Origin of the sequence: Pseudomonas sp. MWU12-2020, assembly GCF_023100605.1 — a bacterium.
In the GTDB taxonomy this organism is placed as follows: domain Bacteria; phylum Pseudomonadota; class Gammaproteobacteria; order Pseudomonadales; family Pseudomonadaceae; genus Aquipseudomonas; species Aquipseudomonas fluorescens_H.
In genome coordinates this window covers 229,016-255,033 of the sequence record NZ_JALMEX010000006.1, presented here as the reverse complement: position 1 = coordinate 255,033, position 26,018 = coordinate 229,016, and the positions used below count along the sequence as shown (strand labels likewise).

Annotated in this window: 23 protein-coding genes and 1 tRNA gene; 15 read left to right on the top strand and 9 right to left on the bottom strand. The window is 61.5% G+C overall.

What is annotated here, in order from left to right; translation table 11 throughout:
- Nucleotide 1: 1 nt before the first annotated feature.
- From fdnG to M0814_RS16340, 7 genes are all read left to right on the top strand, one after another.
- The gene (gene fdnG, locus M0814_RS16370) at nt 2-3,067 is read left to right on the top strand and encodes a formate dehydrogenase-N subunit alpha (RefSeq protein ID WP_146774699.1); all 3,066 of its coding nucleotides are present in this window, start codon (nt 2-4) and stop codon (nt 3,065-3,067) included.
- The gene (gene fdxH / locus M0814_RS16365; RefSeq protein ID WP_003224976.1) at nt 3,068-4,003 is read left to right on the top strand and encodes a formate dehydrogenase subunit beta; all 936 of its coding nucleotides are present in this window, start codon (nt 3,068-3,070) and stop codon (nt 4,001-4,003) included.
- Complete coding sequence (locus tag M0814_RS16360) at nt 4,000-4,665, top strand: formate dehydrogenase subunit gamma (protein ID WP_103483471.1); 666 nt, start codon at nt 4,000-4,002, stop codon at nt 4,663-4,665. The genes fdxH and M0814_RS16360 overlap by 4 nt, the downstream gene beginning before the upstream one ends.
- 3 nt (nt 4,666-4,668) lie before the next feature.
- Nucleotides 4,669-5,595 (top strand): formate dehydrogenase accessory protein FdhE, encoded by a 927-nt coding sequence (gene fdhE / locus M0814_RS16355; RefSeq protein ID WP_103483470.1) that lies wholly within the window; start codon nt 4,669-4,671, stop codon nt 5,593-5,595.
- Between the two features lie 190 nt (nt 5,596-5,785).
- Nucleotides 5,786-7,198, top strand: a complete 1,413-nt coding sequence (gene selA / locus M0814_RS16350) for an L-seryl-tRNA(Sec) selenium transferase (RefSeq protein ID WP_103483469.1) — start codon at nt 5,786-5,788, stop codon at nt 7,196-7,198.
- Nucleotides 7,195-9,111 carry a selenocysteine-specific translation elongation factor gene (gene selB / locus M0814_RS16345; RefSeq protein WP_103483468.1) on the top strand — a complete coding sequence of 639 codons (1,917 nt, stop codon included), beginning with the start codon at nt 7,195-7,197 and terminating at the stop codon, nt 9,109-9,111. The genes selA and selB overlap by 4 nt, the downstream gene beginning before the upstream one ends.
- 7 nt (nt 9,112-9,118) lie before the next feature.
- Nucleotides 9,119-9,214, top strand: a tRNA-Sec gene (locus M0814_RS16340).
- A gap of 54 nt (nt 9,215-9,268) precedes the next feature.
- Here the strand turns inward: M0814_RS16340 and M0814_RS16335 are convergent.
- The 5 genes from M0814_RS16335 to M0814_RS16315 all read right to left on the bottom strand — a co-directional run bounded on the left by M0814_RS16335 (nt 9,269) and on the right by M0814_RS16315 (nt 13,399).
- Nucleotides 9,269-9,790, bottom strand: coding sequence for a hypothetical protein (locus M0814_RS16335; RefSeq protein ID WP_103483467.1), 522 nt, complete (start codon nt 9,788-9,790; stop codon nt 9,269-9,271).
- Nucleotides 9,787-10,191, bottom strand: a complete 405-nt coding sequence (locus M0814_RS16330) for a hypothetical protein (RefSeq protein ID WP_247868501.1) — start codon at nt 10,189-10,191, stop codon at nt 9,787-9,789. The genes M0814_RS16335 and M0814_RS16330 overlap by 4 nt, the downstream gene beginning before the upstream one ends.
- The gene (locus M0814_RS16325; protein ID WP_247868500.1) at nt 10,188-10,943 is read right to left on the bottom strand and encodes a hypothetical protein; all 756 of its coding nucleotides are present in this window, start codon (nt 10,941-10,943) and stop codon (nt 10,188-10,190) included. Before M0814_RS16325 ends, M0814_RS16330 begins: the two co-directional genes overlap by 4 nt.
- A gap of 278 nt (nt 10,944-11,221) precedes the next feature.
- Nucleotides 11,222-11,578, bottom strand: coding sequence for a DUF6124 family protein (locus tag M0814_RS16320; protein WP_103483465.1), 357 nt, complete (start codon nt 11,576-11,578; stop codon nt 11,222-11,224).
- Between the two features lie 438 nt (nt 11,579-12,016).
- Nucleotides 12,017-13,399 carry an aspartate aminotransferase family protein gene (locus M0814_RS16315; protein ID WP_103483464.1) on the bottom strand — a complete coding sequence of 461 codons (1,383 nt, stop codon included), beginning with the start codon at nt 13,397-13,399 and terminating at the stop codon, nt 12,017-12,019.
- A 159-nt stretch (nt 13,400-13,558) separates the two neighbouring features.
- Here M0814_RS16315 and M0814_RS16310 point away from each other — a divergent pair, with 159 nt between their 5' ends.
- A complete protein-coding gene (locus M0814_RS16310) occupies nt 13,559-14,167 on the top strand; it encodes a TetR/AcrR family transcriptional regulator (protein WP_103483463.1) in 609 nt (202 codons plus the stop codon).
- Between the two features lie 193 nt (nt 14,168-14,360).
- A complete protein-coding gene (locus tag M0814_RS16305; RefSeq protein ID WP_103483462.1) occupies nt 14,361-14,690 on the top strand; it encodes an FKBP-type peptidyl-prolyl cis-trans isomerase in 330 nt (109 codons plus the stop codon).
- Between the two features lie 289 nt (nt 14,691-14,979).
- On the opposite strand, the gene M0814_RS16300 is transcribed toward M0814_RS16305, so the two are convergent.
- Both M0814_RS16300 and M0814_RS16295 read right to left on the bottom strand, forming a co-directional pair.
- Nucleotides 14,980-15,648, bottom strand: a complete 669-nt coding sequence (locus M0814_RS16300) for a DUF3313 domain-containing protein (protein ID WP_103483461.1) — start codon at nt 15,646-15,648, stop codon at nt 14,980-14,982.
- Nucleotides 15,645-15,962: a hypothetical protein gene (locus M0814_RS16295; protein ID WP_103483561.1), complete on the bottom strand. Its 318-nt coding sequence runs from the start codon at nt 15,960-15,962 to the stop codon at nt 15,645-15,647. The genes M0814_RS16300 and M0814_RS16295 overlap by 4 nt, the downstream gene beginning before the upstream one ends.
- 164 nt (nt 15,963-16,126) lie before the next feature.
- Between M0814_RS16295 and M0814_RS16290 the strand changes: the two genes are divergently transcribed.
- The 3 genes from M0814_RS16290 to M0814_RS16280 all read left to right on the top strand — a co-directional run bounded on the left by M0814_RS16290 (nt 16,127) and on the right by M0814_RS16280 (nt 19,409).
- Complete coding sequence (locus tag M0814_RS16290) at nt 16,127-16,837, top strand: response regulator (protein WP_003224953.1); 711 nt, start codon at nt 16,127-16,129, stop codon at nt 16,835-16,837.
- Nucleotides 16,834-18,162, top strand: a complete 1,329-nt coding sequence (locus M0814_RS16285; protein WP_103483460.1) for an ATP-binding protein — start codon at nt 16,834-16,836, stop codon at nt 18,160-18,162. The genes M0814_RS16290 and M0814_RS16285 overlap by 4 nt, the downstream gene beginning before the upstream one ends.
- 62 nt (nt 18,163-18,224) lie before the next feature.
- On the top strand, nt 18,225-19,409 hold the full coding sequence (locus M0814_RS16280; RefSeq protein ID WP_103483459.1) for a DUF2252 family protein: 1,185 nt from the start codon (nt 18,225-18,227) through the stop codon (nt 19,407-19,409).
- A gap of 17 nt (nt 19,410-19,426) precedes the next feature.
- Here the strand turns inward: M0814_RS16280 and M0814_RS16275 are convergent, their stop codons facing one another.
- Nucleotides 19,427-20,539 (bottom strand): helix-turn-helix domain-containing protein, encoded by a 1,113-nt coding sequence (locus M0814_RS16275; RefSeq protein WP_247868499.1) that lies wholly within the window; start codon nt 20,537-20,539, stop codon nt 19,427-19,429.
- Between the two features lie 32 nt (nt 20,540-20,571).
- Between M0814_RS16275 and M0814_RS16270 the strand changes: the two genes are divergently transcribed.
- The 3 genes from M0814_RS16270 (at nt 20,572) to M0814_RS16260 (ending at nt 25,144) form a co-directional block, all read left to right on the top strand.
- Nucleotides 20,572-21,552, top strand: coding sequence for an ABC transporter substrate-binding protein (locus tag M0814_RS16270; protein ID WP_103483458.1), 981 nt, complete (start codon nt 20,572-20,574; stop codon nt 21,550-21,552).
- 72 nt (nt 21,553-21,624) lie between these two features.
- On the top strand, nt 21,625-22,743 hold the full coding sequence (locus M0814_RS16265) for an aryl-sulfate sulfotransferase (RefSeq protein WP_103483457.1): 1,119 nt from the start codon (nt 21,625-21,627) through the stop codon (nt 22,741-22,743).
- A 160-nt stretch (nt 22,744-22,903) separates the two neighbouring features.
- The gene (locus M0814_RS16260) at nt 22,904-25,144 is read left to right on the top strand and encodes a TonB-dependent receptor (RefSeq protein ID WP_247868509.1); all 2,241 of its coding nucleotides are present in this window, start codon (nt 22,904-22,906) and stop codon (nt 25,142-25,144) included.
- A 26-nt stretch (nt 25,145-25,170) separates the two neighbouring features.
- On the opposite strand, the gene M0814_RS16255 is transcribed toward M0814_RS16260, so the two are convergent.
- Nucleotides 25,171-25,920, bottom strand: coding sequence for an SDR family oxidoreductase (locus M0814_RS16255; RefSeq protein WP_003224937.1), 750 nt, complete (start codon nt 25,918-25,920; stop codon nt 25,171-25,173).
- Between the last annotated feature and the right edge of the window lie 98 nt (nt 25,921-26,018).

The window sequence follows — 26,018 nt, the reverse complement described above, 5'->3', positions numbered from 1 at the left end:
GATGGATCTCAGCCGTCGTCAATTCTTCAAGGTCGCCGGTATCGGCCTTGCAGGCTCTAGCCTGGGCGCGTTGGGCATGGCCCCGACGCTGGCCTTCGCCGAGCAGGTGCGTCACTTCAAGCTTGCCCACACCCATGAAACCCGCAACACCTGCCCGTATTGCTCGGTCGGTTGCGGGTTGATCATGTACAGCCAGGGCGATGCCGCGAAGAATGTCGCGCAAAACATCATCCACATCGAGGGCGACGCCGACCACCCGGTCAACCGCGGCACTCTGTGTCCAAAAGGCGCAGGCCTGCTGGACTTCATTCACAGCCCGGGCCGCTTGCTGTATCCGCAAACGCGCAAGCCCGGCAGCAGCGAATGGACCCGGATCAGCTGGGATGAAGCGCTGGATCGCATCGCCGACCTGATGAAGGCCGACCGCGACGCCAACTTCATCGAGAAGAACGACAGCGGGCAAACGGTCAATCGCTGGCTGACCACCGGATTCCTCGCAGCGTCCGCAGCGTCCAACGAGGCGGGCTACATCACCCAGAAGGTGATTCGCAGTCTCGGCATGCTGGGGTTCGATAACCAGGCGCGTGTCTGACACGGCCCGACGGTGGCAAGTCTTGCCCCGACGTACGGCCGTGGTGCCATGACCAATACCTGGACCGATATCGCCAACGCGAATCTGATCCTGGTGATGGGTGGCAACGCAGCAGAAGCGCATCCGTGCGGCTTCAAATGGGTGACCGAGGCCAAGGCGCATAACGCTGCCCGGCTGATCGTGGTCGACCCGCGTTTTACCCGGACCGCTTCGGTGGCCGACTATTACGCGCCGATCCGCACCGGTACCGACATCGCCTTCATGGGCGGGTTGATCAATTACCTGCTGACCCAGGACAAGATCCAGCACGAATACGTGCGCAACTACACCGACGTGTCGTTCATCGTCAAAGCCGGCTATGGCTTTGAAGACGGCATCTTCAGCGGCTATGACGCAGCCAAGCGCAGCTACACCGACAAATCCGGCTGGGGTTACGAGCTGGGTGAGGATGGCTTCGTCAAGGTCGACCCGACGCTGCAGGATCCGCAGTGCGTCTATCAATTGATGAAGCAGCATTACAGCCGCTACAACATTGATCTGGCGAGCCAGATCTGCGGCATGCCGGTCGATGCGATGCAGAAAATCTGGGATGAGATTGCCACGTGCTCAACGCCCGGCAAGACCATGACCATTCTCTATGCGCTCGGCTGGACGCAGCATTCGATCGGCGCACAGATCATCCGCAGCGCGGCGATGGTGCAACTGCTGCTGGGCAACGTCGGCATGCCCGGCGGTGGCGTCAATGCCTTGCGCGGGCACTCGAACATTCAGGGCCTGACCGACCTCGGGTTGCTGTCCAACTCGTTGCCGGGTTATCTGACCCTGGGCAGCGATGGCGAGCAGGACTACAACGCCTTTATCAAAAAACGTACGCAAATGCCGTTGCGTCCGGGGCAACTGTCCTACTGGCAGAACTACAGCAAATTCCACGTCAGCCTGATGAAGTCCTGGTACGGCGCCAACGCCACGCTGGAGAACAACTGGAATTACGACTATCTGCCGAAACTCGACATCCCCAACTACGACGTTCTGAAGATGTTCGACCTGATGAGTCAGGGCAAGGTCAACGGCTACATGTGCCAAGGCTTCAACCCGATCGCCGCGTTGCCCGACAAGAACCGGGTGATGGGCGCGCTGGCCAAGCTCAAGTGGCTGGTGGTGATGGATCCGCTGGCCACCGAGACCTCGGAGTTCTGGCACAACGTCGGGCCGTACAACGACGTGAAAAGCGCCGAGATCCAGACCGAAGTGATTCGCCTGCCGACCACTTGTTTTGCCGAGGAGGACGGTTCGCTGGTCAACAGCAGCCGCTGGCTGCAATGGCACTGGAAAGGCGCCGACGGCCCCGGCGAAGCGCAGACCGACATTCGCATCATGAGCGAACTGTTCCTGCGCCTGCGCAAGCGTTATCAGGCCGAGGGCGGCAAGTTCGCCGATCCGCTGCTGAAACTGTCATGGCCGTACAAGATCCCGGACGAGCCTTCGCCGGAGGAACTGGCCAAGGAAATCAACGGCAGCGCCATGGCCGACTTCACCGACGCCAGCGGTGCGACGGTCAAGGCCGGCTCGCAACTGGCCGCGTTCGCTCAGCTCAAGGATGACGGCAGCACCGCGTCCGGCTGCTGGATCTTCGCCGGCAGCTGGACCGAGGCCGGTAACCAGATGGCCCGGCGCGACAATGCCGACCCGTATGGCATGCACCAGCATCTGGGCTGGGCCTGGGCGTGGCCGGCCAACCGGAGGATTCTCTATAACCGCGCTTCGGCGGATGTCTCGGGCAAACCGTGGGACCCGAAAAAGCGCCTCGTATGGTGGAACGGCAAGGCCTGGGGTGGCACCGATGTGCCGGATTACAAGGCCGATGTGCCGCCGGAAGCCGGGATGAACCCGTTCATCATGAACCCCGAGGGCGTCGCACGGTTTTTCGCCGTCGACAAGATGAACGAGGGGCCATTCCCCGAGCACTACGAGCCGTTCGAAACGCCGATCGGCATCAACCCGCTGCACCCGCAAAACAAGAAAGCCACCAGCAACCCGGCGGCGCGGATCTTCGATTCGGTCTGGGAAAGCCTCGGCGAAGCCAAGGACTTCCCGTACGCCGGCACCAGCTACCGGCTGACCGAGCACTTCCACTTCTGGAGCAAGCATTGCAAGTTGAATGCGATTGCCCAGCCCGAGCAGTTCGTCGAAATCGGCGAAGTGCTGGCGAAGGAGAAGGGCATCGCCGCCGGAGATCGGGTGCGGGTCAGCTGCAAGCGCGGGTTCATCGAGGCGGTGGCGGTGGTGACCAAACGCATCCGGCCGCTGCAGGTCAACGGCCAGGTGGTGCATCAGATCGGCATCCCGCTGCACTGGGGATTCACCGGTCAGACGCGTCACGGTTACCTGACCAACACCCTGGTGCCGTTCCTCGGCGATGGCAACACCCAGACCCCGGAATCCAAGTCATTCCTGGTCAACGTGGAGAAACTGTAAATGGCCAGCCAAGACATCATTGCCCGCTCGGCCACCACCACGGTGCCGCCCTCGGTGAGAAATCAGCAGGAAGTCGCCAAGCTGATCGACACCACCAAATGCATCGGTTGCAAGGCCTGCCAGGTCGCCTGCTCGGAATGGAACGAGCTGCGCGACGAAGTCGGCCACAACCACGGCACCTACGACAACCCGCAGGACCTGAGCGCAGAAACCTGGACGTTGATGCGTTTCACCGAACACGAAACCGACGCCGGCAACCTGGAGTGGCTGATCCGCAAGGACGGCTGCATGCATTGCGCCGAACCGGGGTGCCTCGCGGCATGCCCAAGTCCCGGGGCGATCATCAAGCACGCCAACGGCATCGTCGATTTCGATCAGGATCACTGCATCGGTTGCGGTTACTGCATCACCGGTTGCCCGTTCAATATTCCGCGGATTTCGCAGAAGGATCACAAGGCCTACAAATGCACCTTGTGTTCCGACCGCGTTGCGGTAGGGCTGGAACCGGCGTGCGTGAAAACCTGTCCGACCGGGGCCATCGTCTTCGGCAGCAAGGAAGACATGAAGGAACACGCCGCCGAACGCATCGTCGACCTGAAAAGCCGTGGCTTCGACAACGCCGGTCTGTACGACCCGGAAGGCGTCGGCGGCACTCATGTGATGTACGTGTTGCACCACGCCGACACACCGAAGATCTACGCCGGGTTGCCGGATGCGCCGGCCATCAGTCCGCTGGTGGGCCTGTGGAAAGGCATCAGCAAACCGCTCGGCCTGCTGGCGATGGGCGCGGCGGTGCTGGCCGGGTTCTTCCACTACGTGCGCATCGGGCCGAATCGCACCGAAGAGGATGACCATCCGACGCCGCCCGATACCTCGGTGCATGTTGTCGATCCGGCGGTGCACACCTTCGATCCACGCGGGGAGGACCGGCCATGAGCAACAAGACGATCCTGCGCTACACCGCCAACCAGCGCACCAATCACTGGCTGGTGGCGATTCTGTTCTTCATGGCCGGGCTGTCCGGGCTGGCGTTGTTTCATCCGTCGATGTTCTGGCTGACCAACCTGTTCGGCGGCGGGCCGTGGACGCGGATTCTGCACCCGTTCATGGGTGTGCTGATGTTCGTGTTGTTCCTCGGCCTGGTGTTCCGCTTCTGGCGCGCGAACTTCTTCATCGACAACGACTGGAAGTGGATGCGCCGCATCGATCGGGTGCTGGTCAACGACGAAGAAAGCGTCCCGCCGGTGGGCAAGTACAACGCCGGGCAGAAGATGCTGTTCTGGACTTTACTGCTGTGCATGCTCGGTTTGCTGTTCACCGGGCTGGTGATCTGGCGTGCGTATTTCAGTGCGTACTTCGGCATCACCGTGATCCGCTGGGCCATGCTCCTGCATGCGCTGGCCGGGTTTGTGCTGATCCTCAGCATCATCGTGCACATCTACGCCGGGCTATGGATCAAGGGTTCGGTGGACGCAATGTTGCATGGCTGGGTCAGTCGCGCCTGGGCGAAGAAGCACCACGAACTCTGGTATCGCGACATCACCCGCGATGAACGCAATCCGGACGTGCCGGAGCGACCGATCACCAAAAAGGGCTGACTTTTGGCAACCATTCTTGAACCCGGGGAAATCGAAGCGGCGGCCAGTTCGCCGCCGTTTCTGTACCTGCCACCGTACAACCTGTTTACTTTGCGCGCCCAGCGTCTGGAGCAACTGGCCGAAGGGCATCCGCTGGCTGATTATCTGCAGCTGATTGCCGGATTGTGCCGGGCTCAGCAGCAGGTGATGGACGAGCCGCCCTTGACGGTACCAATCGACGCGCAACGCCTTGAAGTCTGTCAGCGCCACGGCTTGCCGCCATTTGCCGCCGATACGCTGGTGCGCGAGGACGGCTGGCAGGCGTATCTGGATGCTTTGCTGCAACGCTATGTGCCATCGGAACAGCCGGCGGTGCTCGACGCGTTGGCCACGCTGCGGGAGGCCAGTGCCGGCCAGTTGCGTGCGTGGGCGGTGGCGCTGGTCAGCGGCCAGTATTCAATGGTGCCGGCGGCGCTGGTGCCGTTTCTCGGCGCCGGGCTGCAAGCGGCGTGGAGCCACTGGCTGCTCAGCGCAGCGAACCTGCAACTGAAACCCGGCGACAGCCTCAGCCAGTGCCCGGGCTGCGGTTCGCCGGCGATGGCCGGGGTGATCCGCCATCGCGGCAAACACAATGGTCTGCGCTATCTGGTGTGTTCGCTGTGCGCCTGCGAATGGCACGTGGTGCGGGTCAAGTGCGTGTATTGCGAGTCGAGCAAAGGCCTCGATTACCTGAGCCTGGAGGACGATCGCCACGCCGCCAATCAGGCGCCGATTCGCGCGGAGGTCTGTCCGGGCTGCAACAGCTACCTGAAATTGCTGTACCTAGAAAACGATGCCGAAGGCGAAGCGCTGTCGGCTGACCTCACCAGCCTGCTGCTCGACATGCGTCTGGCGCAGGACGGTATTCAGCGTCTGGCACCGAATCTGATGCTGGCGCCGGGAGACGAATGACCAGAGCGTCTACACTCCTGAAAAACTTGTGAGAGGGGCTTGCTCCCGAAGGGGCCGTGTCAGTCAGATCATTTGTGGCTGACTCACCGCATTCGCGAGCAAGCCCGCTCCCACAATTGGGGGCCGGTGTGCTGTATTTAGACGCGTTGCGTCAGGTCATGCCGGAGAGTCTTGTTTTCGGGAGTGGCTGATGTCTTCGAGTGTTGCCCTGCGGTTGCCTTCCATTGATGGTTTGTTGCGTCACCCGGCCTGTCTGCCGCTGGCCGAGCGTTATGGTCGTGAGGCGTTGTTGAGCGGCTTGCGGCAGTTGCTTGATGAGCTGCGGCTCAGCGTGTTGCAAGGTCAACTGTCTGCCATTGAAATCAGCCCCGAAGTGCTCGCCGGCCGCGTCGGCGAGCGCCTGACCCAGCAACAGCGCAGTAACGTTCGGCGGGTGTTCAACCTGACCGGCACGGTGCTGCACACCAACCTCGGCCGTGCCTTGCTGCCCGAAGAGGCCATCGAAGCGGTGCAAATGGCCGCACGTTACCCGCTCAATCTGGAATTCGATCTGGCCAGCGGCAAGCGCGGTGATCGCGATGATCTGATCGAAGGCCTGATCCGCGAACTGACCGGCGCCGAAGCCGTCACCGTGGTCAACAACAATGCCGCAGCAGTGCTGCTGACCCTCAACAGCCTCGGCGCACGCAAGGAAGGCATCATTTCCCGTGGCGAGCTGATCGAGATCGGCGGCGCGTTCCGCATCCCCGACATCATGGCCCGCGCCGGCGTGCGCCTGCATGAAGTCGGCACCACCAACCGCACCCACGCCCGCGACTACGAAGCAGCGATCAGCCCGCGCAGCGGCTTGATCATGCGCGTGCATGCGAGCAACTACAGCATCGAAGGCTTTACCGCTCGCGTACCCACCGCCGAGCTGGCCGAGCTGGCTCATCGGCATGGCTTGCCGCTGCTGGAGGATCTGGGCAGCGGCAGTCTGCTGGACTTGACCCGTTGGGGGCTGCCAGCGGAACCCACGGTGCGCCAGGCGTTGCTGGATGGTGCGGACATCGTCACCTTCAGCGGCGACAAATTGCTCGGCGGGCCGCAGGCCGGGTTGATTGTCGGGCGCAAAGACCTGATCGCGAAGATCAAGAAAAATCCGTTGAAGCGTGCTTTGCGGGTCGACAAGCTGACCCTGGCCGCTCTGGAGGCGGTGCTGGGTTTGTATCGCGACCCGGATCGCCTCGCCGAACGTCTGCCGAGCCTGCGGCTGTTGACTCGCCCGCAAGCCGAGATCCTCGCACAAGCCTCTCGCTTACAACCGACGATGGCCGAGGCCTTGGGCGAACCCTGGCAGGTCAGCGCCGTTCAGTCCTTGGGCATGATCGGCAGCGGCAGCCAACCGGTAGCGCGGTTGCCAAGTGCGGCGTTGTGCCTGCGCCCACACGTGTCGAAACGCTTGCGCGGGCGTTGTCTGCTCAATCTGGAAGCGGCGTTGCGCGCCTTGCCGATCCCGGTGCTCGGGCGCATTGACGACGATGCGCTGTGGCTCGATCTACGGCAACTCGACGACGAAGCGGCGTGGCTGGCGCAGTTGCCGCAGTTGCAGGTCGAGTCGTGATCGTCGGCACCGCCGGGCACATCGACCACGGCAAAACCTCGTTGCTGCAAGCCCTGACCGGACAAACCGGCGACCGCCGGCCGCAGGAGCGCGAGCGCGGAATGACCATTGACCTCGGCTATCTCTACGCGGAGCTGGAACCCGGTGCCGGGCTGACCGGGTTCATCGATGTGCCGGGCCACGAGAAATTCACCCACAACATGCTCGCCGGGGCGCAGGGCATCGATCTGGTGTTGCTGGTGGTGGCGGCGGACGATGGGGTGATGCCGCAGACCCGTGAGCATCTGGCAATTGTTCAGTTGCTGGGCGTTCCCCGGGCGCTGGTGGCGATTACCAAATGCGATCGGGTTGAAGCGGGCAGGGTGGAGGAGGTGCAGCGGCAGATTCTCGATCTGCTCGAAGCCGGGCCATTCGCCGATGCGCCGACGATGGCGGTGTCGAGCGTGACCGGGCAGGGCGTCGATGAACTGCGCCAGACCTTGCTGCAGACCCAGGGTGATGTGCATCAGCGCAGCCGCGAAGGTGGTTTTCGCCTGGCCATCGATCGCGCCTTCAGCGTGGCCGGGGCCGGGATTGTGGTGACTGGCACGGCGTTGTCGGGGACGGTTTCCGTCGGGGACAAACTGACCCTCGGGCCATCCGGTAAAGCGCTGCGAGTGCGTGGCTTGCATGCGCAAAACACAGTCGCTGAACAAGCCTTCGCCGGGCAACGTGTGGCATTGAATATCAGCGGCGAGCGACTGACATTGGAACAGATCCATCGCGGCCAATGGCTTTTGGCGGACTGGCTGTACGCACCGACGCAACGCGTGGACATCGACTTTCAACTGTTGCCCGGCGAGCGTACCTTCGAACATTTCCACCCGGTCCACGTGCATCTCGGCACCCAGGACGTCATCGCCCGCGTCGCGTTACTCGAAGGCACGCGCCTGCTACCTGGCGAGCGCATGTTCGCGCAACTGCTGATCAACACGCCGGTGCACGCGGTGAAGGGGGATCGCGTGATCCTGCGCGACCAGAGCGCGCAACGCACCCTCGGCGGAGGTCAGGTACTCGACCCGTTCGCCCCGGCCCGCCAGCGCCGCAGCCCGGAACGGCTGGCGCAACTGCAAGCGCTGGCCCGCAGCGACACTCTTGAGCAGGCGCTGCCGGTGTTGCTCAACCACAGTGCTGGCGGCCTCGATCCGCAACGGCTGGAGCGTCAGTTCAATCGCTCGCGTGAGGGCTGGTCGCTACCGGCCAACGTGCGCCTGATCGACACCCGCCAAGGTCCGGTGCTGTTCAATTTGCAGCGCTGGGGACAACTGAAATTCACCGTGCTGGAGCAACTGGCGAAGTTTCATGAGCTGGAGCCCGACCAGATGGGCCCGGACCGCGACCGCTTGCGGCGCTTCAGTGGTCTGGCGCTGGAGCGTTCGACTTTTGTCAGCCTGCTGGAAGAACTGCGTGCTGCCGGGTCGATCAACGCCAGCGGGCCTTGGCTGCATCTGCCCGATCATCAGGTACGGTTGAATGCTGAAGACGAGACCCTGTGGCAGCAGATGCAGCCGCTGTTCGAGCAGGCCGGATTTGATCCGCCGTGGGTGCGCGACATTGCCAAAACGCTTGGTACGGAGGATGCCGTGGTGCGTCTGCTGCTGCGCAAACTGGCGCGGTTGGGGTTGATGCACCAGGTGGTGCGCGACCTGTTTCTGTCTGACAGGCAACGGCGGCGCATGGCCGACATTCTGTTGCAACTGGAGCAGGAAAATCCGTCGATCCAGGTGACAACGTTCCGTGATGCGCTAGGCTTGGGACGCAAACGCTGTATTCAGTACCTGGAATACTTCGACCGCCTCGGCCTGACCCGGCGCATCGGCGAATCGCGAGTGATCCGCCACGACAACGCGCTGGCCAGTGCCGACGCACCCTGAGTTCAAAGGAAGGCAATCGCGCCCGGTGGCGCGGCCGGGCTTCAAACCCGGTTGGGGACGGCATCCGTTCCCGGGCAGGTTCGACTCCGGCTGCCTTCCGCCAATTACTCTCGTGCTCGCCGCCGTGATGCTCGCTGTGGCGGCGCAAAGCCAACGGTCAAGGCTGATAGGGAATCAGCTTGTCCTTCTCCAACTCTTCCAGAAACTGATCCAGCATCTGCTGCTTGTTCTTGTTGTCCGGGATCGGCACGTACCAAGCCAACACGCTCCAGCCTTCGCGGGAATAGTTATAGGTCTTGAGCAGTTTTCCGTCCTTGAAGACCGAGCCGCGCAAGTTGTTCTGGTAGTGATAAGGCACAGGGAGGGTGAACAGGGTCAGGACATTGAACATGGCCAGATAATGGGTTTCGCCCGACCACGGCTGGGTAATCAGCAGGCTGTAGCCGTTGCGGGTGTAACCGCCGTCGAGCATGGAAAACGCGCCGGAGTTTTTCAGTGCAGAAATGGTTTCGCCCTGGCGATATTCTTCGTGCCGGGTATTGGCCTGACCCAGGCTCAACGTCACCGGCACATAGGCTTGCGTGGCGTGATAATCGAGGGGCGGCAGGGTGTTGGCGCAACCGCCGAGTGCCATTAGCGCACTGAGCAGGGCGCCGGTCTTGATCCAGGGCAGCTTCATTGGGCACTCCCAACGACAGGGATCAACCGGTCATGTTGAACGTCCTGGGCGAAGGCCCGGGCAATACGGCTGAGGTTCTGTCCTTCCAACTCGCCACCCTGATCGAGCAACCAGGTGTATTTCCGGGTGTTATTGCGATAGGTGTACTGCTTGAGGCACTTGTCGCCTTGATACACCGAGAACTCGGCCTGCGTGTCGTATTCCTTCGAAAGCGGCAGCATGAACAATGTGGCACAACTCAACAACACCACCGGGAACGGCGGGAACTCGCGTTGCATGTTCAATTTGACTTGGACGTTGTACGCATCGTTTTGGCCGGACCCGGTTTCGACGTTACGAAATACGCCAGTTTCGCGCAGATGATTGCGCAACGACGAAGACTGCAGAGGGTCGTCGATCATGACGTGGATCGGTGCCAGATAATCCTGTCCGTCGGCCAGTGTGCGCTCTGGCAAGGTGTTGGTGGCGGTACAACCGGCCAGCAGAGCGACGGTGGCAAGCGTGGTGACGCGGCAACACCCGGCGGGGTATCGGCAAAAATATAGGGTTCGGCGCTTTTCAGATCGAGCTTCAGTGATTGCAGAGGTGGTAGTCCGGGAACCTGGCGCTGGGCGATCACGGCGTCGCGGGTGCGCTGATCGCGCCAGAGGAAGGTGCAGCCGATGCCGTTAAGGCAGAGCGAGCGGTATTCACCCATGTAATAGGCTTTTCCGGCTTCAAGACGCAGCGGGAGGTTGAATTTCTCGCGCGCTTCCATCGAACTGTAAACGGTGCCAAGCCCCGGCGTGTATCGCGCAGAGAAGAACTGGAAATCGTAGAACTCGTAGTCGCCCGGTTTCAAAGCAAGGACGAAGACACTCGCGGCACCGCTGCCGTCCTGAATATCCTGCGGCGTTGAATAGGCACCGGCCATTTTCCAGATACCGGCAGCGCCGTACTGGGAACCACGTTTGCGAATAAACAGGCGTTGGTTATCCGCCGGAGACAGTTTGAGCGAGCGCGGCCCGATGGACCCGATCAAATAAGCCACAGGTTCGTTGGCCTTGGCCTGCAATGGTTCGCTGACCCACGACGCGCTTTGGGTGATACAACCACTGAGCAGCGAGGCCAGCAGGCCGGCGGCCACTATTTTGAAGACATGAAACATGAACATCCCTGAATCTGCGTGATTGATGACGTTCAGTTGCGAAGGCCAATCAAAGCCTTCCTGGCCAAACGTTTTTGCGGGGCGCGCAGACTAAGTGATGTAGTGGCATTTGGCTAGCCAATAACGCAGGTCGGCTTCCGTCCGCGCATCACGCAATGTTCAAAATGTCACTCGATCCCCTGGTTGGAACCAGCCTGCTGGTGATGGCCGGTGTGTCATTAACCTCAAAGTCGGCTGATCGGCCGCTTTCGCGAGCAGGCTCGCTCCCACAGGGGATCGGGGTTTCAGGCGGGCGGGTCGAGGTTGTCGAGGGCGCGGTTGACGGTCAGTTCGCCGAGCATCACGACTTGCTGAATGCCCAGCAGGGTGTTGCGGTAGGGGGCATCCAGCAAACCGGCGAAATCACTGAGCATGACGCTGGCCGAGGCCAGCGATTCACTGGCGTGTACCAGCAGGGTTTCGTTGTCGGCGGCGGGATTGACGTGGAACAGGTTGCTGGATTGGCGGGTGATATCTGGTGTGGGCGGTTTGAGGTAATGGTCGAGGGCGCGGTCGGCGGCTTCGTGGAGTTTTTTCGAGTCGATGGATTCGTACGGCGAGATCGGGTCTGACATCGGCGGGTTGGGCGTTACCTTGAACATGGTGAAGCTCCTATTAGCAATGGAGCCGCCATAACCCGTCGCTAAACAGGTAAGGGTGGCGGCTGTACGCGGGTTAGCGAACCGGAAATAGGCACCCGGTAGACCCGGAGGTCTCCCGCATACAGCCACCATAGCGAAATCACAGACACGGAATCTGTAATGAAGCTTGAAATGCTGAGTGCGCCTATTTGAACCCGAGTCGCTAAACCCGATCGCTGAATGAGTCAGCGACCCGGAAACGATAGAGACCCGCTCCAAAGCGCACAAGCCGGCGGATTCTGGCGTAGCCGTAGGCAACGACGCAAGGATGTGTAGGCTGCGAGAGTGTCTGCAAGTGTTGCTTAAACAAGGCTGTTTAGCGCAGCACAAATCCCCTGTGGGAGCGGCGGTGCGACGACTCCCACAATGGGCAATGGGTTTCGGGTTTCGGGTTTCGGGTTACAGCACGCCATACTCGCGGGCTGTGCGATCTACCGCGATCCGCGTCTTGTCGACCAGTTCATCCAGTTCCGCCCGCGTGGCGATCAGCGCCGGAGCCATGATCATCCGCCCCAGCGTTGAGCGAATGATCAAGCCTTCCTCGAACCCGATGGTGCGGCAGCGCCAGGCGATGTCGTTCTCGTTAGCAAAGCGCTTGCGGGTGGCTTTGTCTTCGGCGAACTGCAATGCCGCCACCAGCCCGACACCCTGAACCTCACCCACCAGCGGATGGTTGCCGAACACCTCGCGCAGGCAGTTTTGCAGGTACGGGCCGGTGTCGTTTTTCACCTGAGTGACCACGCCTTCATCGCGCAAGGCCTTGAGGTTGGCAATCGCCACCGCAGCCGCCACCGGGTGGCCGGAGTAGGTCAGACCGTGGGCGAACACACCGCCTTTTTCCACCAGCGCCTCGGCCATGCGCCGCGACAGGATCAGCCCGCCCATGGGGATGTAGCCGGAGGTCAGGCCTTTGGCGATGGACAGGGTGTCCGGTTCAAAACCGAAGGCCTGGTGCGCGAACCATTCGCCGGTGCGGCCGAAACCGCCGATGACTTCGTCGGCGCACAGCAGCACATCGTACTTACGACAGATGCGCTGAATTTCCGGCCAATAGGTGGCGGGCGGAATAATCATGCCGCCAGCGCCCTGGAACGGTTCGGCGACAAACGCAGCGACTTTGTCGGCGCCCAGTTCGAGGATCTTGTCTTCCAGTTGCCGCGCCGCTTGCAGGCCGAACTCCTCCGGGCTGAGGTTGCCTGCGTGGGCGAACCAGTACGGTTCGTCGATGTGCGCGACGTCGGGGATGGTGCCGCCCATTTCGTGCATGAATTTCATGCCGCCCAGCGCCGTCGCGGCCAGGGTCGAGCCGTGGTAGCCGTTCCAGCGGCCGATCATGATTTTCTTCTCCGGCTGGCCCATCACCTGCCAGAACTTGCGCACGGTGCGGATCAGCACTTCGTTGGCTTCGGAACCGGAGTTGGTATAGATCGCGTGGCTGTAGTGCTGGGGCAGCAGGCTGAACAGCAGCTCGGAGAGCTCGATCACCTGCGGGTGAGTGGTGTGGAAGAACATGTTGTAGTAGGGCAGTTGTTGCAGCTGCGCGGTGGCAGCGGCGGCCAGATCCTTGCGCCCGTAACCGAGGTTGGTGCACCACAGGCCGGACATGCCGTCCAGATAACGATTGCCGTCGTTGTCCCACAGCGCCAGGCGATCGCCGCTGACCATCACCCGCGGGCCTTCCTCGTTGAGGGCCTTCTGGTCGACGAACGCGTGAATATGGTGGGCGGCGTCAGCGGCCTGGTAATCGCGGGTGCTGCGGGTCGGATCGAATTCGGCGGACATGGCGGTTCTCCAGAGAAACGGGGCAAGTGGGTGCGCGTTCATTCCAGCGGTGCACGGCCAATATTTGTCACTTAAAAATATTTTTGTAAAGAAAATATTTGTCGATGAAAAAAGAAATCCGTAGGCTGACGCCCATCAGCAACACAGGACACCAGCACCATGAGCGGGCTCAGAGAACGGCAAAAGGAACAGCGCAGGGAAGTCATCGCGCAGGCAGCGCTGGAGCTGTTCATCAGCAACGGCTTCGGCGCCACCACGCTGGAGCAGATCGCCAATCAGGCCGGGGTTTCCGCGCCGACGGTGGTCAACTATTTCGGCGGCAAACAGGAGATTTTGCTGGCGCTGCTCAAGCAACCGGACGAGCAGGCGATGCGCGATGCCCGGGCCAATCTGGACGACGACAGCGATCCACTGGAGGCGTTGTGCGAGTTCGAAAGGTTGATGACCGACTATCAACTGCAAGCAATGCCGGCTTCGTTGTGGCGTGAATTGGCGCCGTTTCTGCTCACGGGCGAGTTGGCAGAGGCGATGAGTCCGTGGAACGCCGTAGTCATTGAAGAAACCAAGGCTTTGCTGGAGCATTTTCAGCGGTTGGGTAAGGTGCGCGAGTCAGTTGATATCGATGTGGCGGCCACGCTCTTCAATCAGTACGCGAATATGGCGTTCATTCGCCTTGCGACCGACGAGTCGGCTGACCGGGAGGCTCATGCCGGGCATATGCGAAGTGTGTTGAAGCTGATATGCGGGGGGATTTGCGTTCAAGGATGACGAGCCTTTGGATTTTTCCGGCAAGCTAATCAAACGTAAAGAAACCAAAGGGACTGTACAAACTCTTATCTATCGCCAAATGAACTAAATACCTGTCATTTATGACAGTTAAAAAACATCCTCAGATCCTTGAATATGCAGATCTGTAGCAGTACTGATGCAACACATCTGCTTTCATTCAAGGAGATACAAAATGGGTGTTATCGTGGAAAAAATCAAACCCGGTAATGGCGTTACTTTCCCGAAGAATGGGCAAACGGTCTTGGTTCATTACACCGGTTGTCTTACAACTGGTAAGAAGTTCGATTCAAGCAGGGACCGAAATCAGCCCTTTAAATTCAAAATTGGTTTGGGACAGGTCATTAAAGGCTTGGACGAGGGTATTGCTCAAATGAGTGTAGGTGAAATCAGCAAGCTGACAATCACTTCTGATTATGCCTACGGGCCGCGAGAGGCGGGGGGCGGCGTTATTCCGCCTAATGCGACCCTTATCTTCGAAGTAGAGCTTCTTGCCCTGGAGTAGCGACAACCTATTTACAAAGTCATGATGCCCCCGCTTGAACTACCCAAATAAACCAGGCATTGCCAAATCTGTCTTGCGATGAACGACGATGCCTGGCTTGTCAAATCACTTCCTCGCCAGAGCACGCATATGACTCAACGCGGGTGGCTCATAACCGTCAAGGCACACCGTCCCCTACGATATACAGCGCGCTGAAGGGATAGCTCCCCACAGCGTCTGCCCATTCTTGTTGCTCAGCCCAGTTACCAGCCGCCACGTCTCGCTCATCAGATCTACAGAGGATATGTGTTTACTGGCGGATGGCCATGTACGATTGCCGCAGATCACTGGCCCAACCATCCAACACGCCTTTGACGTCATCGGCAGTCAGCACCTGCTTGTCGTTTTCCAATGGCATTCCGGTGCCTTTGCCCACGACTTCGGCGACCACTTCGCCGGTCGAGCCGTCTTCGAAGGAGATTTCCGTGGTGATTTCGCTGTCCTGGTCACGAATGCCGGTGGCGGTGCTCACACCCGCAGCGACCAGCGTCACCGGTAGCCATTCATAAAAGCGCAGGCCCTGGGTGCTGGCGGCCACCCGGGTGATCGCCGGTCTGACGGTCAGCGTATTCGGGCCTGGCCTGGATACCAGTTGTGCCACCTTGCCCAGTTCGAGCCGCAGGGCCGCGTCGTAGTAATCGGTCACACCGGAAAGCGTGCTGAGCGGAATCCGTTGAGTCGGCTCGGTCTTGGGGTAAATCTGGCTGGGCGCCAGGTACACCTGAGTGTAACGCCCCCGGGCCAATGCCGGGCTGACCCAGCTCAGAACAGGCTGCCCTGAAGGCGACTGGCGTTCGCTCAGCACGCTGTAGTCACGCAGAAAACCGCGAGGCTTCTCGGGTTCGACCTTTTTATTGCTGCAGGCCGACATGCTCAAGGACGCGGTGCAGAGCAAGGTCATCAGGCAATGACTTCTCATCGGGCCAATCCTTGCCCGGCCGACGGGGTATTGTCCGAACACTCGATGTGCAGTTTGCCGTGGGTCATGATCCAGTGGATCAGGTCGGCGGTCGGAATCGAATGCACGTACTCCACCCATTGCGAATCGCCGGGGCCGTACTGCTCGAAATAGCGGCGCAGGACAACCCGGCTCTGGTCGTTGGCCAGCCCCAGGCAGAACTCCTGAAACAGCAGCGGCGTATCGTGTTCAGGCGCGGTGGTGCGCTGGCTGAGAATCAACGGATAGCGGGCGTCGTGGCCCTCGGCGGTATAACGGTTGTGCAATGCGCTCATTGAATGCCCCCGGTTGTCGATGGCGTGCAGGGTGCCCGAGGGGTTTTGCCGCAGCATGTCCGCTTGATGTCCGGGGCGAAGGAATGTTGCTCGATTGAAATATATGACCCGCCCGCCAGAATAGTTTTAGATGCGTTCTTTTTTGGCCTGAGGATCCTGTGCCCGTGAGCAGACTGCTGATCGTCGACGATGACGTGGAAATTCTCGCCCTGCTGAAGAAGTTCTTCGTCCAGCACGCCTACGAGGTCGATGTCGCCGCCGACGGCGCAGCGATGTGGGCGGCGATTGCGCAGCAGCGCCCGGACACGATCATTCTCGACCTGATGCTGCCCGGCGAAGGTGGCCTGAGTCTGTGCCAGAAAGTGCGCGCGCAGATGGGCATTCCGATCATCATGCTGACCGCCATGGGCGAGTTGAGCGACCGGATTGTCGGCCTCGAACTGGGCGCCGATGACTACGTCACCAAACCGTTCGCCCCGCGTGAATTGCTGGCTCGCCTGCGCGCCGTGCAGCGTCGCGCCGGTGAGCAGGTCAGCCCCGCAAGCGAGCCGTCACGGCCGGTGATCGCCTTCGCCGGTTGGCATCTGGACATCACCTGTCGCGAGCTGCGCTCCCCGGAAAACGTGATGATTCCGCTGTCCGGTGGCGAGTTCGATCTGCTGGTGGTTTTTCTCGAACACCCGCAGCGCATCCTCACCCGCGAGCAACTGATCGACTTGTCTCGCGGTCAGGGCCACGACGCCTTTGATCGCAGCATCGACGTGCAGGTCAGCCGGCTGCGGCGCAAGATCGAACCGGACAGCAAGCGCCCGGATCTGATTCGCACGGTGCGCAACGGCGGTTATATGTTCACCGCCAAGGTCAGCCGTTCATGATCCGCCGGCTCTTGCGGCGCGACCCGCTGAGTCGGCGGATCGCCCTGACCATCGTTGCCGCCATGCTCGCTTCGCTGGCACTCAATTTTCTGTTCGTGGAGGTTGCCGGGACCTGGGCGCGACCACCGATTGAACGCACCGGGTTGCTGGAGCAGATTGCCGCAACCGTCAAAGTGATCGAGGCAGCCCCGGCGCCTTTGCGCGCGCAACTGGCGCAAGCGGCCAGCGGCCCGACGCAGGGTGTGCGGTGGAGTGCGCAACGCGCCGACCTCGGATTGCCCACAGGTGGTACGCCGCTCATCGCCGACAAGACGTCCGGGTTGCATCAGTTGTTGGGCGATGAGCGAGACATTCGGGTGTTCAATCCCGCTGACTGGCCGAGCGGCAGTCCGATGGCCCGGTATGCGGCGCTGATTCAACTGCCGGATGCCAGCTGGCTGCTGTTCTCCTCGCCCGAGCGCTCCTGGGGCCTGGACATCGGCACGCGCATCGCAATCATCATCGCTTTGGGCCTGATCGCCACCGTGCTGGTGGCCTGGCTTGCCACGCAGCAACTGGCCAAGCCGCTGCAGCGTTTCGCCAGCGCCGCCCGCCGCTTTGGCGGTGATCTGCGCGCGCCGCCGATCAACGTCGAAGGCCCGGACGAGATCCGCCAGGCAATCATCGCGTTCAACACCATGCAGGCGCAGATTCAGCACTACATCAGCGAGCGCACGCACATGCTGGCGTCGATTTCCCACGATTTGCGCGCACCGTTGACCCGCATGCGCCTGCGCAGCGAGTTCATGGAGGATCTCGATCATCAGGGCAAACTGATCCGCGACATCGAAGAAATGCAGTCGATGATCAACGCGGCACTGGCGTTCTTTCGTGAAGACACCCAGCCGGAGCAAGCCACCGCGTTCGACCTCTCGGAATTGCTGCAGACCATCATCGACGACTACCGCGACCAGAACATCGCGATCGATTTCAACGGCCCGGCACATCTGGTCTACGAGGGCCGGCCGCTGGGGATCAAGCGGGTGATCGTCAATCTGCTGGAAAACGCCGAGAAGTACGCGCAGCAGCCGGCTATCGCTCTGAGCAGCGACGGCTACAGCGTCTGCATCGACGTCAGCGACGATGGGCCGGGAATTCCCGAAGCATCGTTGCAGCGGGTGTTCGATCCGTTTTTCCGCCTGGAAACTTCGCGCAACCGTGAAACCGGTGGTGTCGGGCTCGGGTTGTCGGCGGCGCGGGCGATTGTGCGCGAGCAGGGCGGCGAACTGACGTTGAGCAATCGCAGCAGCGGTGGCTTGCGAGCTCGAGTTGAATTGCCTTTGTAATATGTTGAAACATTTGGCCATGACGAGCGGTCAACAGGACACATTCACTGCAAGAAGCGTCCATGAAAACCCCACGGCCCTCCGCTCGTCTTGAACCGCTGTCGCAACTGCGCAATTTGAAAATGGCTCGCTCCGCCCACGCTTACGTTCGCGGCAGCACGGTGCAGTTTTACCAGTGGCTGCACAGCCAGCCCGGGCGCAGCCTGCCGCAGGGCCCGGCGGTGTGGATCTGCGGCGATTGTCACGCCGGAAATCTGGGGCCGACGGGGGATTTGAAGGGACGCATCGACATCCACATCCGCGACCTTGATCAAACGGTGATCGGCAACCCGGCGCATGATCTGGTACGCCTGGCGCTGTCACTCGCCACTGCCGCCCGAGGCTCGGATCTGCCCGGCGTGGCCACCGCGCGCATGCTCGAAGAGATGATGCGCGGCTACGAGCAGGCGTTCGAAGACGATGTCGACAAAGAGCCGCCAAGACCCGCACAGGTCAAGGCCGGGATGCGCAGCGCCGTGCAGCGCACGTGGAAGCATCTGGCGCAGGAACGCATCGAGAACACCAAGCCGACCATTCCGCTGGGCAAGCATTTCTGGTCGCTGTCACGCGAAGAGCGCAGCGCGCTGAAGACCCTTAGCGCCACCCCGGACCTGCACACGCTGGTGACGTCATTAAAGGGCCGCTCCAAGGATGACAGCGTGAAAATGCTCGATTCGGCCTATTGGGTCAAAGGCTGCAGCTCGCTGGGGCTCAAGCGTTATGCGGTGTTGCTGGGTGTGGGCGAGGGCGACGATCAGGAATATTGCCTGCTGGATATCAAGGAGGCAGTTGCCGCCGCCGCACCTCGTGTAGCCCGCGCCGCGATGCCTCGCGACAACGGCAAACGCGTAGTCGAAGGTGCGCGTTTTCTCTCGCCAGGCCTGGGCAACCGGATGATCGCCACCCGGGTGCTCGACCATGGCTTCTTCATCCGCGAACTGCTGCCACAAGACATGAAACTGGAACTCGACCAGTTGAGCCAGACCGACGCGATGCTCGCGGCCGGGTATCTGGCCCGAGTTGTGGGGCTGGCCCATGCCCGGCAGATGGACATGAGCACACGGGCTTCGTGGATGCGCGAGCTGCAAGCGTGTCGCTCGAAGACCCTGGATGCGCCGTCGTGGTTGTGGACCAGTGTCGTTCAGTTGGTCGGCAATCATGAAAAAGGCTATCTGGAGCATTGCCGGCGTTATGCGTTGCAGCACTGACCAGACCCACTGAAAACCTAACGGGCCAGCCCTTCCAGGGTGATTGTCACGGTGTTCGTTTGCCGAGGCCCGGCCAGCGGGGCATTGGTCTGACTGCGATAAGCGTTCGGGCTGCAGCCCAAATGCTTCTGAAAGGCTCGGCGCATGCGTTCTTCCCGACCAAAGCCAACGGTTTCGGCGATTCGCTTGATCGGCTCGCGGGTGGTCTTGAGCAACCAGGTCGCCGCCTCCAGGCGCAGGTTCTCCACGGCTTGCGCCGGTGTCTCGCCGGTCGCGGCGACATAGGCGCGAGCAAAGTGCCGCGGGCTCATGCCGAACTGCTCGGCCAGCCGCTCCACGCGCAAATCACCGTTCAGATTCGCCGCAATCCAGCCATGCAAACGTGCCAGACGTACATCCGGATCGGTGCGCAGCGCCTTGGACTGGGCGTTGAGTGAAGCACTGAGTTGCGGTTGCTCGGCGCTGCGCCACAAAAACACCGTGAAGTAGCGCGCCAGCGCCAACGCCGCGTGGGCGCCCAGATCCTGTTCGACCAGGCCGAGCGCCAGGTCGATACCCGCCGTGGCACCACCGCAGGTCCAGAGGTTGCCGTCATGCAGGTAAAGCGCATCGGTCTGGCATTGCACTGACGGATAACGCGCCTGCAACTCGTCAGCGAACTTCCAGTGGGTCACGACCTTGCGACCATCCAGCAGTCCCGCGGCGGCGAGGGCAAAGCTGCCGGTACCGATCGAGCAGAGCCGGCGGATGTCTGGTGCGCGACGGCGCAACCAGTCGCAGGCTTGCTGGTCGGCTTCCAGCGCGGCCATGCCCGGGCCGCCCGCGACGATCAACGTGTCGATCAACGCAGCCATCTGGTCGATCTGCTCAAGTGAACAGGTCGTCACGGTAATGCCCGAGATCGACATGACCTGCCCACCCTGCGGTGAAGCGACCAGCAACCGATAGGGCGGATTTGCCGTGAAGTCTCCGGCCAGCACTCGCGGTATCGCGGCAAACACCTCAAGCGGCCCCGCCGCATTGAGCAACAGCAGATCATCGAACGCCAATACCACGACGGTGCGCGGGATGTCCGACATGGCAGCAAAGGAGGGGTGTTTGGCATGGAGCGGCACGGCGGGCCTCGACATACTGAAATCAATGCACAAGTGAGAGCGCGACAATGCCGATAAAAACTGCTGCTGCCAAGCATCCGCTTACCGCGCGCCTGAAAGCGCTGCTGTGCTGCGCCGCGTTGTTCCTGACCCCGGCAGTTTCTGCCATCGCCGGGCCGTTGAAGATGGGCGATCAGAGCGGTTTGATTCAGGCGTTGCTGCACGCGGCGGGCGAGGATCAGGATCTGGCCTACGGGTTGTCGTGGCATCCGTTTCTGGCCGGGACCACGCTGCTCGAAGCGCTGAGCGCCGGGGCGATCGACGTCGGTGTGGTGGGCAACGCGCCGCCAGTGTTTGCCCAGGCCGGCGGCTACGCGGTGAGGATCATCGGCGTGGCCAGCGGTGCGCAAAACAACAACGCGCTGCTGGTGCCCGAAGGCTCCGAGGTGCGCAGCGTGGCTGACCTCAGAGGCAAGCGAATCGCAGTCGCCAAAGGCACCAGCGGTCATTATCTGTTGTTGGCCGCGCTGCATCAGGCCGGTCTGACACCGCGTGAGGTGAGCATTGCCTATGTCAGCCCGGTGGACGCGCAGAACGCTTTTGCCGGCGGCAAACTCGATGCCTGGTCGGTGTGGTATCCCTTCGTCGGTCAGGCGACTTCGCGGGGAGCGCGAATTCTGCTCGATGGCAGCGCCTGGCCGGAAACCGGTCTGAACTTCACCGTTGCCAGCCAGCCTGCACTGGATGCTCCCGAGCGCGCAGGGCAGGTGAGTGATCTGCTGGCCAGGCTGGCCCGTGCTCAGAACTGGGCCACGGCCCATCCCGAAGACTGGGCCCGGGTGTTCGCGCAAACCACGCGGCTTCCCGTCGAGCTGGTGCGTGAAATGCTCGCTCATCAGAACCTGCGGTACGTGCGAATTGAGCCTTCAGTCATTGCCTCGCAGCAGCGTCTGGCGGACATGTTTGCCACCGAACGCCTGATCCCGCATCCGCTGCAGGTCGAGCAAATGTTCGACGACCGCTTCAACCCCGTGCTGCCCACGCCCTGAATCCCTTTTTTCATGCCCCGTTCACCGTGCTGCTGCGCTGGCGGCCGGGGCTTACACGTCTGGAGAAAAGCTATGCCTGCTGTGCAAACCACCACGCTCAAACGCCAGAAGACCGGTCTGATCGCTGTCGATCATGCCCGCAGTGCCGGCGGCTACACCTTGTTCGCCCCGCAAACGGCGGACGGCCAAGTGTTTTTGATCGACCTTGACGGCGAGATTGTTCATCGCTGGAAACTGCCTCAGCGCCCAGGGCGCGACGCAGTGATCCTGCGCAACGGCAACCTTGGCTACAACGGCAACCATCCGGATTCGCCGGACCTGTTCCCGGGCTGGTCGGTGTGGCATGGCGGTGCGTTCAGCGAAGTCACCCCCGAAGGTGAGGTGGTCTGGGAGCACACCGATCTGCTGCATCACCACGACGCGCAATGGCTGGACAACGGCCACCTGCTGTACACCACCGCCGAGCCCTTGAGTGCGGATCTGGCCCGGCGTGTGCTCGGCGGCATTCCCGGCAGCGAGGCGCCGGGCGGGGTGATCTATGCCGATGTGGTCAAGGAGGTTGATCGTCAGGGCAACGTGGTCTGGGAGTGGCGCAGTTGGGAGCACCTGCGCCCTGAAGATTACCCGCTGCACGAATGCTTCGAGCGGCATCACTGGCCGATGACCAACGCCGTGACGCCGGGGCGCGACGGCAAGGTGATTCTCAGCCTGCGCAGCGTTTCCTCAGTGATTGCCGTGCAACGTGGCAGCGGTGAAGTGCTGTGGCGTCTGGGGCACGATCTGGTCGCGCAACAGCATTGCCCGAGCGAACTGGAAAACGGCAATGTTCTGGTGTTCGACAACGGCATCTTCCGCCCCCACATCAGCATGCCGCACTCGCGCATTATTGAAATCAACCCGGCCACCCAACGCATCGAATGGCAATACGCCGACACGCCGGGCTACGCGTTCTTCACGCCGTTCATGGGCGGCGCGCAACGTCTGCACAACGGCAACACGCTGGTGACCGAGGCTAACTTCGGTCGGTTGTTCGAGGTCACCCAGGCCGGCGAAGTGGTGTGGGAATACGTCAATCCGCACTTCGCCAGCTATCCCGATGCGCCATCGCGACGCTACTTGCCGGGCGAGAACAACGCGATATTCCGTGCGCACCGTTATCAGCGTCAGGACCTTCCATGGCTGCGTGACTGAACACCCACTCAACCCACCGCAACGATCACGCTCACGCAAGCCACGCGCAGCGAAGTATCGACTCCTCTCGAAGAGCGGCTTGAGGCCGCTCCAGGAACCACCGATGAATCTTCTTTATTCGCGCACCTTTAACGCTGGCGCACTGAGCCTGTTCTCGCTGATGCCGTTTTTGCCGGCAACGGCCAATGACCTGCCGGCCAATTCCGATGTGCTGCAGACGGTCACGGTTGAGGCCCGACGCCGCAGCGAAGATGCCCAGCAAGTGCCCACGGCGATGAGCGTGCTCGGCGCACAAACCCTCGAGGAACAGCGCCTGTATCACTTGCAGGATTTGCAGCAGGCGATGCCCAGCGTCAATGTCGCGTTCATGCACGCGCGGCAATCGAGCCTGTCGATTCGCGGCTTGGGCAACAACCCGGCCAGCGACGGCCTGGAGGGCAGCGCCGGCATCTACCTGGACAACGTCTATCTCGGCCGTCCCGGCATGGCGGTGTTCGATTTGCTGGATGTCGAGCAGATCGAGTTACTGCGAGGCCCGCAGGGCACTTTGTTCGGCAAGAACACCACGGCCGGGGTGCTGAACATCACCACGCGCCGCCCATCGTTTACGCCGCAAGGCAGCCTCTCCACCTCGGTGGGTGAGGATGGCTACACGCAAAATCAGGCGAGTTTTTCCGGGCCGCTCAATGACACGTTGGCGGGGCGCCTTGCGGTTTATCGCACTCATGAAAACGGCTACGTGAACAACGAGTACGACGGGCACACGCTGGGCGGCGGCGTTCGTCAGGGCGCGCGCGGGCAGTTGCTGTTCCAGCCCAACGAGGACTTCAATCTGCGCTGGCTGGCTGATTATCACGAAGAGGATTCCAGCGCCGGCACACGTTCGTTGTTCAGCACCGGGCCGACCATCAATGGCGTCAACCGCTACGAACAGCGTGCAGCGGCGGTCGGGGCAACGCTGGTCAGCGGTCGCCGGGTCAATCTGGACGCCGATCAGAGCGTCAAGGTGTTTCAGGGCGGGACTTCGCTGGAGGCGAACTGGAATCTGCCTGATGGCTACACGCTGACGTCGATCAGCGCTTATCGGTGGTGGGATTTCACCCCGCGCAATGATGACGAACTCAACGTTGATGTGATGCACAACGTCGGGCAGTCCGCTCGCGATAAACAGTACTCGCAGGAGCTGCGACTGGCCTCCCCGGTGGGGGAACATTTCGACTATGTGCTCGGTGCTTACTACTTCCGCCAGGAAATGAACAACAGCGTTTTCACCGACTACGGCCCTCTGGCAGATACCTGGAACGGCACCCCGCAAGGTGCATTGAACAACGTCACCAGCGTTGGGCATGGCTATGTCGATACCGACAGCTTCGCCACATTTGCTCAGGGCACTTGGCATTTGACCCCTCGCCTGGATTTCACTTTGGGCCTGCGCGGCACGTATGAGCGCAAGCTGGCGGAGGTCACCCGCAACGCGCCTTTGGGTGGCAGTCCGGTCAGCGGCGCCGCAGCGGGCGCCCGGGCCGGAAGGGTCGGCGCTTACGATTCCGGTGACTTGAGCCTGTACAGTTTCAGCCCATCGGCACTGGCAAGCCTCGCCTGGCATGTGAACGATCAGGTGCTGGGCTATGCGTCGCTGTCCCACGGCGAAAAGTCGGGTGGTGTGAACCTCAGCGTCGCCAGTGCCCCGGTCGCCGGTGCCGACTCATTGTTGATCGGCAGCGAAAGGGCCAACGACGCCGAGCTGGGCATCAAAACCACGTTGCTCGATCAACACCTGTTGCTCAACGCCAACCTGTTCTGGACGGTGGTGCATGGCTATCAGACCAATGCCTACGACGACGTCAATCTGACCAGCTATCTGACCAATGCCGGCTCGGTACGCAGTCGCGGGCTGGAACTCGACAGCAGTTGGCGCCCGCTGCGGGGCCTGACGATCAACCTCAATGGATCATGGAACGATGTGCGTTATCTGTCTTACGAGGATGCCCCATGCCCGGCCGAGATCGCCTTGCGTCCGGGGGCGCCGGCGGCCTGCGATCTGAGCGGGCATGCCGTGGTGGGCGCGTCGAAATGGATCTTCAACAGCAACGCCGCGTACCAGTGGAATCTGGACGACGGCTTGCAGCCCTACGTCAGCGGTAGCTACGCGTGGCGTTCCCATGCAGTCGGTACGGTGGATGACTCTGCGCAAGGTCAGTTGCCGGGATACGGCCTGGTGAACGTCGCCACCGGTGTGCGTGGCGACTGGGGCAGGGGGCAGTGGGACGTTTCGCTGTGGCTGAAAAACGCCTTCGACAAGACGTACTACACGACGCTGTGGAACTCACCCAACGGTGCGTATACCGGCGTGCTGGGTACGCCGCGAACCCTGGGAATGACCGCGCGATATGATTTCTGAATGACGTCTGCTGGCGCTGGTTTCAATCACAAATTGCCGACGCCGCCGTCCACCAGCAATTCGGTCCCGACCACGTAAGCCGATTCATCAGAGGCCAGGTAAACGGCAGCTTTTGCCAGTTCCCACGGGGTTCCCATACGGCCGATCGGCACCAGTTGGCGAATCCGCTCGCGCAACGCCTGCTGCTCGGCGGCAGGCAAGCCGAGTTTGTCCAGCGCCGCCGTTTCAGTAGGGCCGGGGCTGAGGCCATTGACGCGAATGCCTCGCTGGATCAGTTCGCCGGAAAGCGTGCGCGCCAGCGACAGCAGCCCGGCCTTGCTGGCGGCATACGCACTGCTTTGCGCGAGACCAATCCTGGCACTGACGGAACCGCAGAGGATCACCGACGACGGATTGGCCAGCAGCGGCATCAGCGCCTGGATCAGGAAGAACGGGCCTTTGAGATTGGTCTGCATGAGCTGATCCCATGCCGCTTCGTCCCAATCTTCGATAGAGCGGTGAGTGACGTCACCGGCGTTGACGAACAGCACGTCCAGCCGCGGCCAGACCCCGGCGAGTTTGCGCGCCAGCGTCTGTTGGCCAACGCTGTCACCCGCATCGCTCTGGATCGCGAGAACGGCATCGCCCAGTTCGTGCCTGACAGCCTGCAAGGCACTTGCGCTGCGTCCAGTGACTGCGACTGTCGCGCCTTCCAGCACAAACTGGCGTGCGGTTTCCAGGCCGATGCCGGAGGTGCCGCCAGTGATCAACGCGAATTTGTTTTTCAGCCTCGACATGTCTTTCGCCTCTGCAACGGGTTGGATAGCCATTCTCAGAGCATTAGTATCCTTTGACCAGTAGGCACCTTTTGCATACCAAGGGACGGACTTGATCC